Source organism: uncultured Nostoc sp., from assembly GCF_964245575.1.
In the GTDB taxonomy this organism is placed as follows: Bacteria; Cyanobacteriota; Cyanobacteriia; order Cyanobacteriales; family Nostocaceae; genus Nostoc.
The window spans coordinates 1-10,624 of the sequence record NZ_CAXTNP010000268.1 but is presented as its reverse complement, the minus strand read 5'-3'; the positions used below and the strand labels follow the sequence as shown (position 1 = coordinate 10,624).

The window sequence follows — 10,624 nt, the reverse complement described above, 5'->3', positions numbered from 1 at the left end:
TTTTAGTAGAGGATAAACATTTTTCACACCACGGTAAGGCTTGGGCGTAGGCTCCTTGTCCTTGGTGAAATCTAGCCAAGCCTACAAAAGGCCAGATTAAATGATCATCGCTTAAACAAGCTTGGTAAACTGTGGTAGCTTCCCTAAGGTGAGGGATGGCAAGAGTTGCTTGAGCAATTTCTATCAATGTGGGTGTCTGAGGAATATTCCGCGCTACGGCTACCATCGCCTGACAAAAGCCGCGCTTGAGTTGATTAGCTTCCGCTAACTCTTTTAACTTGTCACTCAAGAATTGTCGAATCAGCTGATGCAGTTGGTAAGTTTCTTTTCCAGTGCGCTGAAGTAAACTCAGATTCACTAGGTAATCATCTTTGACATCTTCTAAATCTTCTGAGTTTTGGTTGGGTAAACACCTTTCCACTAAATACCAAGGAATGGGAGCTAGAGCAAAAATACTGAGCAAACACCCCAAATTTTGGGCTTGGTTATCTAGTTCCTGCCAACTTAATTCAAAGGCAGCAACAACTCCTCGTTGTGCTGTCATTTCTGCTGATGGCTCTTGCATTGAACGATGTCTTAGCAGCTTATCTGCTAATCTTTGCCGCATTTTAGCTAGAGATACATCCGGTTTCCGTTGCAAATATCGCGCTACTAACTCTAAACCTAAAGGCAAAAATCCTAAATCAGCACAGAGTTGTTTTGCTTCGTCTAGTTCCCTTTGTATCCGCTCATCCCCAACAAAGGAAACTAACAATTCCAAAACAGCTACTTCCTCTAACACTTTTAAGGATAACCGCTCAAAAGACTGCCCCAACCACTGTTGCCGTGTGGTGATGAGTATTTTAAACCTTGGCTCAGTTGGCGGTAGGTAGGGTTTTACCTGCTCATATTTACTAACATCATCGAATACTAACAGCACATCGCCTGCTTGCCATTGCCGCCAGATGTAATTAATCTGAGTTGGTAAATCCTCATCTTCTGGTAGCTGCAAACCTAACTTTGCTCTAGCAAACGCTACAATCTGAATTCCCAAATCTTCATCCCTCACCCGCAACCAGCAAACCCCGCCAGGGTATGTGCCTTCCTGCCAATGATGTTGAGCATATTGCAGCGCTAGTTCACTTTTGCCGATACCACCCATGCCAGCAACAGTAGTAATGGCGACTCGTTGCGTTTGCTGCAACTGTTGGTGTAGCGTTGCAAGTGCTTGTTCTCGTCCGACAAACTTTTTAACGCCACTGCGGGGAAGATTTTGTGGTGAAGTGAGCGTTCCTACACGATACTCTTCTCTATCTCCATCCCAATTTTGCTTATATAAATAGATGGGAGCTTGGTTTTTGTTTAATTGCTCCAAACGCTGTTTAACTTGTTCCGCAATTATTTTCATATTCGGCGGAAAAATCTCAGTAGATGCTTGCTCTAAAGCCTCTCTCACAGCTTGAGAAAAGTATCCTGTTTTATTTTCAGAATTTACCTCAGCTTTCTCTCCTTCCCGCGTAGCCAGTAACACAAATTGTTGACTATCTTGTTTTGGCTGACCACTCAAAAAAGCTTTGCCACCTAAGTTAGTTGGTCTTCCCTTCGACTCTAAAACATAATTGGCACAAGCATCAATAATACAAATATGATTGCGAATTTGAAATTTATCGGAACTCAACAAAACTAATAAAGAATTCAAATCTAAATTCTGCCAATTCTGTTTATTAGCATCAGCACAAAGCAACCGACGCTTTCGTTCTGAGGTAATCAAACCATGTCCCGCCCAAAAAATGTAGAGTAAATCTCCCGACTTTGGGGATAAAAAGTTAGTCACAATGTCGGAGATATTTTGCTCTGTTGCTAACTCTACAGTTAAGCCACATTCCCCAATTAACTGATGATTTTCTTCCAGTGCTGATAAACATAACCGAATATTCTCCCTCGGTACACCGCGCCGATGCAGCCAATCAGCAAATTTCAACGCATCATCGGCTGGCCCTCCACCCGTTACATTCCAAGCAGATTCGTGGTACTTTTCAATACCCACAATTAACCCAAATGTCCGCTCAGGTTTAGCCGTCAACTGCATGATGACCTAGCCTCTCACGTTATGTGGAAAATGACCTAACCCCCCAGCCCCCTTCCCTACAAGGGAAGGGGGAGTCAAACTCCCCTCTCCGAAACGGAGAGGGGTTGGGGGAGAGGTTCTTCTACGATTACTGAATTGGTTTTCTAGATACCGTAAAAAGTAAACCATTATGGCAATCTCGAAATAATCGCCTCCCAGGTTTTAGCATTTGTCCAATAAGCACCGTGAGAACGGGGAAATGGTTGTCTGCTATCCACTGGCACATCCTGCACTCTATCAGGGAAAATTCTATTACCCACGTAACTGAGAAAATCCCGCAAATCGTAGATATTCAACCATTGAGGGAAATGCTCTGGCAATAACTGCCCATATTCTAAGCTGTAGAGGGCGTTAATCTCATATAAAAATGGTGCTTGGGAACCAACTGTTACCAATAATTCCACCTGAGACAACTGCTGCTGCACTAGCAAATCGACACAAGCGATACCTCCCAAGCTATGGGCGATTAAAACTACTGGCGGTTCTGCTTCTTCAATTTGTTCTTGGATAAACGCCCTGATTTTTTCACCCCGCGTCTGATACAACAAAATATCACCAGGCATAGGCGAAATTTTATCAGTTAACTCAAAGCGGTTTCCTCTGACATAATTTGTTCCGCCGTGCTGTGCTAGTTCAACAAATGGCTTTAATAACCAGCCACCCAATCCTAACTCTGCCTCTGTCAAAGCCAGAGTCAGCAATTCCACAACTTTATCCCGCAATTGGGCATCGGTGAGTATGGGGGGAAATTTTTCTTGCTGTTCGCTAATAAACATTGCTTGAGCCACAACTGCTCTAGCTATTGCTGCATAATATTCACTCAAATCAGATTCGGAAACTGTGAGCAATGCCCGTTGATATGGTTCACTGCGGATAATAGCCTCTCGTGCTGGCTCAAATACCTCTGCAATTCCCGCCTCTTGCAACTTAGCTTCCAGTTCCAATGCCGGAGTAAAACTCGCTACACGAGATTGTAAAACATCCCCTGGATCTTCCCCAAAAGCATTTTCTGACTCAATAGGTTTCAAATACAACAGCCGCAATTCATACAGAGGGTCGCGGTATAATTGCCCCCACAATACAATATCTGCGTCTTCTTCTGGTTGAGATAAAGCCAGTGTCGCATCTTCCAACGGTACTGATACCCGATTATCATTGAACCTTGCACCTAATGCACCCCAAAGGCAAGGAGCAACTTTGATATCAGGACGTTGAGCGTGAATCTTTTGCTCAATTATCCCAAAGGTTTCGTTGTATTCTCGTTCTCTAATGCCCGTGCCATGTACAAATATTACAGTGGTCATTGTTTATATCAGGGTGGCTAGCGATGCCTGGGTTGGGCTACGCCTACGGAAAGCTTCTCCCCTGTATTATTCCACGTTCTCTGATAGAAGAAAACTTATGGCGATCGCCTGTGATATCATGTCCGCATAATTAGTTATGCTAACCACAGTCATTACACCCCACCCTAACCCTCCCGGCTCTTTGGGGTGATTCGGGTTTAATAAGCAATCAAGCGGACATGATTGATATGAGAGGTTATTCCAGAACTTGGGGCTTAAGCCCCAAGTCTTGCCATGTTACTTTGACAGGGCTACCTTAAACCTTAGACGTGAGAAATCTTGATATTTCCGCGTGTGCCAACACAGCAGCAGGTTCGCGCTGGAGAGCGTTATAATACTTTCTCTCGAAGGTATTGCCCGTCTCTAACGGTATAATTAGCGTGCGGACATCAGCAATCAAGTTTTCAAAATCCTCTATTGCTATCGGTTCATCTGCTTCGAGCATTTCATCAACTTGCACAACCATCTCAGAAATGCGATGTAGCCAAGCAAATTGTTCATGAGCGATAACTAGCTGAAGTAGTTCTCCGCTTGATACTCGTCCACTAACCTGTTCGTAGGCAATGCGTTCTGTATCCAACAACATCTTATGAAGGTGGAGTAATTTATTTCGTAAATCACGCAGATATTGATGTTGACGTATTCTTTGTGAAAGTGTGTTAGAAGTCAATGTTACCCATCCTTTCGTTACGATAGTCTTCAATAGCTTAAATAATTGCTGCGTCAGTATTCATCACGAATAGACTGTAGCGAACAACTGGTTGGTTGAGTGATACGCTAGCGATGAGGAGCATATCCAATGATGGCGTAGCAAGATCCCGCAGGTTTACGGGAGCGGCACTCAACATACATCGCCACTTCCTCACTGTCTTGTGCAAACAGCATGATTAGCCATCTGCCCAACTTCAGTTCATGTATTCGGTTTCCTTGTTAAGACGCATGACAATCAACATATCTTTTTTATAACTGTTGTATCTTATATTTGATTACTCATATATTAGCATAAACTTATAAGAAGTATATAGTCTAGAACCTATCGAGAAAATATCAATTATGGGAAAACTGTCTTAATGTCCCTAGCATACGTAATTCTAGGTCTTCTTCAGCAGCAGGAAATGACGGGCTATGACCTCAAAACGAGCTGCTTTGATCAATGTATTGCCCATTTGTGGCCAGCAGACCAGGCACAAATTTACAGAACTCTCGATAAGCTAGTTGAGCAAGGCTGGATTACCTGTACAATTGAGATTGGGCGCGATCGCCCCAACCGCAAAGTCTACAGCGTAACGGAGCCAGGGAAAGCCGAATTCGCCCGATGGCTTGGGACTCATCAGCCTTTGCCGACTATACGAGAACCAATGCTTGCCCAGTTGCATTTTGCAGATCAGTTGCCGAATGAAACCATCATTTACCTACTGGAACAACAATTGGCGGCTCGAAGCAAAAAGCTTGCTGAATGTGAAATCATCGATTTACCATCACTTGGTGATGAGTCTGCCAACCGTGAGCAAGTAATGCAAAGGCTTGTACTAGAGTTGGTGATCCGAAGAGAACAGACTTATATTGATTGGTTGAAGATAGCGCTCAATGTTATCACTCACCAAAAGCCAGTTTTTACTAGAACCTCCGCGCCGTTCGGCTAGCATATCAAAGGAAGGAAGCCGTTGGCTCTAGCTCGTTTTTCTGTAACTCTCATAAATCAAGGTAATGGTAACAACAGCAGTCAATCCGTATCTCGATCGCAATTTTGCTCCAATCCGTGAAGAAATCGCCACAGACAAATTGCCAGTCATCGGTGAATTACCCCTTGACTTATCGGGGATGTTTGTCCGAAATGGCCCTAACCCTCAATGGAAACCCATCGGTGAATATCACTGGTTTGATGGGGATGGGATGTTGCATGGTGTGCAAATTAGCAACGGTGTAGCCACTTATCGTAACCGTTACGTGCAGACAACCGGATGGAAAAAAGAACGAGAAGCGGGTAAGGCTCTCTGGAGTGGGTTGTTGGAACCACCACAAAAGGATAACCCCTACGGTGGCTACAAAAATACAGCCAATACTGCTTTAGTGTGGCACGCGGGTCAGATGTTGGCGCTGAACGAGGGAGGTAAACCTCACGCCATCAAACTTCCTGAATTAGAAACCATTGGTGAGTATACCTACAATGGCAAGCTGGTTTCTGCCTTCACAGCCCATCCCAAAGTAGACCCAGTTACAGGAGAAATGATCTTCTTTGGCTACTCTGTGTTTGTGCCACCTTACCTGCAATATAGTGTAGTTTCAGCACAAGGGGAACTGTTGTGGACAGTGCCAATTGACCTGCCAATGGGGGTGATGATGCACGATTTCGCCATCACTGAAAACTATACGATATTTATGGATTTGCCACTGACTTTTAGCCCTCAAAGAGCGCAACGGGGAGAACCTGTAATGATGTTTGAGCGCGATCGCTCTAGTCGCTTCGGCATTCTACCACGTCACGGTGACAACAGTAATATCCGCTGGTTTGAGAGTCCCTCTTGCTACGTCTTCCATACCCTCAACGCTTATGAAGACGGAGATGAAGTGGTGCTTATTGCCTGTCGCATGAATTCTACTACTGTTTTGAGTTCTGATGATTCGCAACCCGACTCAGAAGGAAATATCCCGCGCTTGCATCGCTGGCGGTTTAATCTCAACACGGGGACAGTACGTGAAGAGATATTGGATGATGTAGCCTCAGAATTTCCCCGCGTCAACGAAAATCTATTGGGGCGACAAACCCGATATGGCTACACTAACAAAATGGCGAATAGTCCCCTACCTCTATTTGAAGGTATAATTAAGTACGACTTCAGCAGTGGACAGTCCCAAACACATAAATTTGGACAGGGGCGCTATGGCGGTGAAGCGGTGTTTGCACCGCGTCCTAGTGCAACGGCTGAGGATGATGGTTGGCTGATGACTTTCGTCCACGATGAGAATTCAAACACTTCAGAATTAGTAGTGCTGAATGCCCAAGATGTGACTGCTGAACCTGTAGCGCGAGTGATAATTCCTCAACGAGTGCCTTATGGATTTCATGGTACTTGGGTTGCACAGGAATAGCTAAATAAGCGGGTAAAAAGGCTTGCTCATAACCTTCTTTTACCCCCTTAAAAAGGGGATCGCCGCAGACGGGGGGATTTTAACCGAACAGTATTTCTCCCCACTCCCAACTCAAATTATTTTTCCTTATACCCCCCAGCGTAATCAATTACACAAATTGTTCTATATGATTTGTGAGTTCCATAAGCAACACCAGACACTTTAAAAGCGCCGTTAAAAATGTTTGTTCTATGACCGCGATCGCGCACACCATCATCAATAATTAACTGCATGACAATATCTTGAGCGGTGTTTGGGCCATAACTGATATTTTCACCTGCGGTTGTTTGCCATCTACCATAGCGGTTGATGCGATTAAAGGGGTTGCTACCATCGCTACCATCATGACCTGTAGCACCTTTTGGTCCTTGGTCTTTCACATGGTCTTTTGCTCCTAAAGACATACCTTTAGATGCACTCAAGGCCCCCACAGGACGTGCTGATTTCAAAAATGCGATCGCCTCATCTACTGCTTTGACTCCTTCTTGAGTTCGCAAATAGGAATTCTTAGATATTTTGACTTTGTTACCCTCAAAGCGCTTTCTATAGTTTTCCAAAATCGGGAGATATGACTTGGGATTTGTTCGTACCTTATTTGTTTCAACAATTACTTGTTGTTCTAGCGGTGAAAGATAACTCGCCTTTGCTAATAAAGTTGGACTGCTAGGTTGAACTACTGCTGGGTTAGAGTTTGCCACATTTGGGTTAGATTGCAACAGTTGATTTGAGCAACCGAATATCAGGGTAACTGGCAAAAGTACGCAAAATTTAATGCGATGCATTTATTACCTCACAATTTTTTCTATGGATTAATTTAGTGAATTAGAAGAAATAATAATTTTTAACACACACATAACTTTGTAGACGCTTCTTTATTAAGAATTTTAGAAGCGGCTTGTTGTAAGACATCAGAACTCCGATCAGTTTCTTAAGAAGAACGGAAATGAGTTGATTAAGAATATAGATAATGCTGCAATCGTCTTTGTTCCTTAAGTGTTAAAAAAGGATTACTTAATACCTGTTGTAACCTAGCTAACACTAAAACGGAAAGCACAAAAATTTTTTTTACTTAATTACGCCTGCTTTTAAGTAGGATAATTCAGAACCTTCGGTATTTGTCGCCACTCCCCAACTCCAATTATTTCTCCCTATACCCATCAGCGTAATCAATTACACAAATTGTTCTATATACTTTGTGAGTTCCATAAGCAACACCAGACACTTTAAAAGCACCATTAAAAATATTTTTTCTATGACTGCGATCGGGTACACTATCATCAATAATTAATTGCATGACGATATCTTGAGCAGTGTTATAGCCATAAATGATATTTTCGCCTGCGGTTGTTTGCCATCTACCATAGCGGTTAATGCGAATATAAGGGGTGCTACCATCGCTACCATCATGACCTGTGGCACCTTTTGGGCCTTGGTCTTTAACGTGGTCTTTTGCTGCTAAAGACATACCCTTAGATACACTCAATGCTCCCACAGGAGGTGCTGATTTCAAAAATGCGATCGCCTCATCAACTGCTTTGACTCCTTCTTGAGTTTGCCAATAGGTATTATTAGAAATGTTGACTAGGTTTCCCTCAAAGCGCTTTCTATAATTTTCTAGAATCGGGAGATATGACTGGGGGTTTGTTCGTACTTTATTTGTTTCAATGATTACCTCTTGTTCCAACGATGAAAGGTAACTCACTTTTGATATCGGACTAGTTTGTGGAACTACTGCTGGGTTAGAGTAGGCTACAGATGGGTTAGATTGAAACAGTTGGTCTGAGCAGCCAAATATCAACGCAATTGGCAAAAACACCCAAAATTTAAGGCGACGCATCATTACCTGACAATTTTTATATGGATTAATAGTTTGAGTGAATTAGATAAAATAAATCTGCAAACGCTTCTGTGGCATCTTGTAACCTCGATAACACTAAAATGTAAATAACAACAAAAATTTTTCATTTTCTGATGTCTGCTTGCAAATTTACACTTTGAGAAACCAGTGTTGGCGATACATCAGAACACCAACAGCCCACCATAACAATACAGTGACTAGGGCAAACAATAGGGAACCATTCAGCGCCCCTGCCCAAGATGCAAAAAAATTATGGTATATCCAATTGTAGGTACTGGGAGCGTCTTTGCCTGTGCCGATAGTGGTTTTCACTAAGATTTTAATCAATAAAACGGATGGAACGAAAAGAGCGATCGCATTTAAGCCCATAATTTCAAAAGGTTTACTCCAGCGACGTATCAGCCGGACTTCGATGAGTTCATAACAAGTTGCTAGCAATAGTAACGCCCAACCGCTAGTAAAGATTACATAAGAACTTGTCCACAGCTTTTTATTGATGGGGAATGTCCACCCCCACGCCCAACCGATAATTAAACAACCAACTCCAAATAATGCTAAACCTATACTTGTGCGTGACTGTACAGGTTGACTGCGTATCCATTGACCAGTGAAGTAGCCAGCGAGGACGCTTACTACTGCGGGAATAGTACCGAACAACCCCTCTGGATCTCCCATAAAGTTGAAACCATCACCTTTATATAAATGTGCTTTGGGAATAATCAAACGATCAACATAAGCGCCGAAATTACCTTCCCGCGTCAAAACTCCTACGCCATAATCGGGTACTGCTACATACATCATTGTTAGCCAGTAGCCGATGATTAGCACTGCTGCTAGTATCCATTGACCTTTGCGCGGAAGGTTGAGAACTATCAAGGAAGCCAGAAAATAGGTAATGCTGATGCGCTGCAACACTCCCATAATGCGGATACTACTCAAGTCAAAAGTCCAAACACCTTGATTCCAAAAGCCATTTAGTAGCAATCCCAAGGCAAAGAGAATGGCGGCGCGGCGTAAGATGCGCCTGTAAATAGTTGAGGTTGGTTTATTACCTTCAGTATACTTTGACAGCGAGAAAGTCATCGCTACACCGATAATGAACAGAAAAAAGGGGAATACCAAGTCAGTTGGTGTACAACCGTGCCAATCGGCGTGGGCTAAGGGAGGATATACATCATCTGCGACTCCCGCCATATTAACGAGAATCATCCCAGCGATGGTAATACCGCGAAAAACATCCAGTGAAGTCAGGCGCATAAGCGGAATTTTATGTTAGATGAGTATCTAAATACAGCATTTCATTAATTCGTAGCGAATTAAATTTGGCAATACCAATGTATCGGCTGACAATGCCAACGCATCGCCTGACAATACTAATGCATCGGCTGACAATACCAATGCATCGCCTGACAATGCCAACGCATCGCCTGACAATACTAATGCATCGGCTAACAATGCTAATGCATCGGCTAACAATGCCAATGCGTCCCCTTGCATTAAAAACGCTACGATTTTACGCAAAGCTGTACTAAGCTACTTCGCTTGATGCAGGTAATCAAGCAAAATGTATAAACTTAGATACAAGGTAAAATTTTGTTAAATAATTACCACAACTCGCTATGCCAATCAAAGTTGGAGATACCGCTCTTAATTTCACTCTACCCGCTCAAAACGGCTCAACAATTAGCCTTCAAGATTTTCGCGGCAAAAATGTTGTCCTATATTTTTACCCCAAGGACGACACACCAGGGTGTACGGCTGAATCCTGCGCCTTTCGCGATCAGTATGAAGTGTTTAAAAGTGCTGGCGCTGAAGTTGTCGGCGTGAGTTCTGACTCTATCGAATCTCACCAACGATTTGCTGCGAAATACAATCTACCTTTTACGCTGTTAACTGACAAAGGCGACCAAGTGCGGAAGCTATATGGCGCAACAGCAGCTTTTGGCTTATTTCCTGGTCGTGTTACTTACGTTATTGACCAACAAGGAGTTGTGCAATACGTCTTTGATTCAATGTTTAACTTCAAAGGTCACGTTGAGGAAGCGCTGAAAACTTTGCAACAGATTGCGAAATGAGGGAATGGGTGCTGGGGACTGGGGATTAGGTACTGGGGATTGGGGATTGGAAATTAGGCATTGGGTATTGGGTATTGAGAAACTCTTTCCCAGTCCCCAGTCCCCAGTCCCC

At 43.3% G+C, this 10,624-nt stretch carries 10 protein-coding genes; 3 read left to right on the top strand and 7 right to left on the bottom strand.

The window, feature by feature from the left end:
* The 3 genes from ACFFAP_RS30610 to ACFFAP_RS30600 all read right to left on the bottom strand — a co-directional run.
* Nucleotides 1–2,068: NB-ARC domain-containing protein (locus tag ACFFAP_RS30610; protein WP_375514742.1), on the bottom strand; the 2,068-nt coding region annotated here is incomplete at its 3' end.
* A gap of 167 nt (nt 2,069–2,235) precedes the next feature.
* Nucleotides 2,236–3,411 (bottom strand): hypothetical protein, encoded by a 1,176-nt coding sequence (locus ACFFAP_RS30605; RefSeq protein ID WP_375514741.1) that lies wholly within the window; start codon nt 3,409–3,411, stop codon nt 2,236–2,238.
* 295 nt (nt 3,412–3,706) lie between these two features.
* The gene (locus ACFFAP_RS30600; protein ID WP_375514740.1) at nt 3,707–4,120 is read right to left on the bottom strand and encodes a hypothetical protein; all 414 of its coding nucleotides are present in this window, start codon (nt 4,118–4,120) and stop codon (nt 3,707–3,709) included.
* 400 nt (nt 4,121–4,520) lie between these two features.
* On the opposite strand from ACFFAP_RS30600, the gene ACFFAP_RS30595 reads away from it, so the two are divergent.
* Both ACFFAP_RS30595 and ACFFAP_RS30590 read left to right on the top strand, forming a co-directional pair.
* Nucleotides 4,521–5,093 carry a PadR family transcriptional regulator gene (locus ACFFAP_RS30595; protein ID WP_375514739.1) on the top strand — a complete coding sequence of 191 codons (573 nt, stop codon included), beginning with the start codon at nt 4,521–4,523 and terminating at the stop codon, nt 5,091–5,093.
* Between the two features lie 64 nt (nt 5,094–5,157).
* Nucleotides 5,158–6,540, top strand: a complete 1,383-nt coding sequence (locus ACFFAP_RS30590; protein ID WP_375514738.1) for a carotenoid oxygenase family protein — start codon at nt 5,158–5,160, stop codon at nt 6,538–6,540.
* 116 nt (nt 6,541–6,656) lie between these two features.
* Here the strand turns inward: ACFFAP_RS30590 and ACFFAP_RS30585 are convergent, their stop codons facing one another.
* From ACFFAP_RS30585 to ACFFAP_RS30570, 4 genes are all read right to left on the bottom strand, one after another.
* Nucleotides 6,657–7,361 carry a CAP domain-containing protein gene (locus ACFFAP_RS30585; RefSeq protein ID WP_375514737.1) on the bottom strand — a complete coding sequence of 235 codons (705 nt, stop codon included), beginning with the start codon at nt 7,359–7,361 and terminating at the stop codon, nt 6,657–6,659.
* A 356-nt stretch (nt 7,362–7,717) separates the two neighbouring features.
* A complete protein-coding gene (locus ACFFAP_RS30580; RefSeq protein ID WP_375514743.1) occupies nt 7,718–8,416 on the bottom strand; it encodes a CAP domain-containing protein in 699 nt (232 codons plus the stop codon).
* A gap of 150 nt (nt 8,417–8,566) precedes the next feature.
* Nucleotides 8,567–9,694, bottom strand: a complete 1,128-nt coding sequence (locus tag ACFFAP_RS30575; protein WP_375514736.1) for an acyltransferase family protein — start codon at nt 9,692–9,694, stop codon at nt 8,567–8,569.
* A 27-nt stretch (nt 9,695–9,721) separates the two neighbouring features.
* On the bottom strand, nt 9,722–9,934 hold the full coding sequence (locus tag ACFFAP_RS30570; RefSeq protein WP_375514735.1) for a hypothetical protein: 213 nt from the start codon (nt 9,932–9,934) through the stop codon (nt 9,722–9,724).
* Nucleotides 9,935–10,056: 122 nt separating this feature from the next.
* Here ACFFAP_RS30570 and ACFFAP_RS30565 point away from each other — a divergent pair, with 122 nt between their 5' ends.
* Entirely contained in the window at nt 10,057–10,512 is a 456-nt protein-coding gene (locus tag ACFFAP_RS30565) for a peroxiredoxin (protein WP_375514734.1), read from the top strand.
* The last annotated feature ends 112 nt before the right edge of the window (nt 10,513–10,624 follow it).

Excerpts from the sequence above, each read along its gene's own strand:
- ACFFAP_RS30575 (WP_375514736.1), bottom strand. The coding sequence starts at position 9,694 with ATGCGCCTGACTTCACTGGATGTTTTTCGCGGTATTACCATCGCTGGG.
- ACFFAP_RS30565 (WP_375514734.1), top strand. The coding sequence starts at position 10,057 with ATGCCAATCAAAGTTGGAGATACCGCTCTTAATTTCACTCTACCCGCT.
- ACFFAP_RS30580 (WP_375514743.1), bottom strand. The coding sequence starts at position 8,416 with ATGCGTCGCCTTAAATTTTGGGTGTTTTTGCCAATTGCGTTGATATTT.
- ACFFAP_RS30595 (WP_375514739.1), top strand. The coding sequence starts at position 4,521 with ATGTCCCTAGCATACGTAATTCTAGGTCTTCTTCAGCAGCAGGAAATG.
- ACFFAP_RS30590 (WP_375514738.1), top strand. The coding sequence starts at position 5,158 with ATGGTAACAACAGCAGTCAATCCGTATCTCGATCGCAATTTTGCTCCA.
- ACFFAP_RS30585 (WP_375514737.1), bottom strand. The coding sequence starts at position 7,361 with ATGCATCGCATTAAATTTTGCGTACTTTTGCCAGTTACCCTGATATTC.
- ACFFAP_RS30605 (WP_375514741.1), bottom strand. The coding sequence starts at position 3,411 with ATGACCACTGTAATATTTGTACATGGCACGGGCATTAGAGAACGAGAA.
- ACFFAP_RS30570 (WP_375514735.1), bottom strand. The coding sequence starts at position 9,934 with ATGCAAGGGGACGCATTGGCATTGTTAGCCGATGCATTAGCATTGTTA.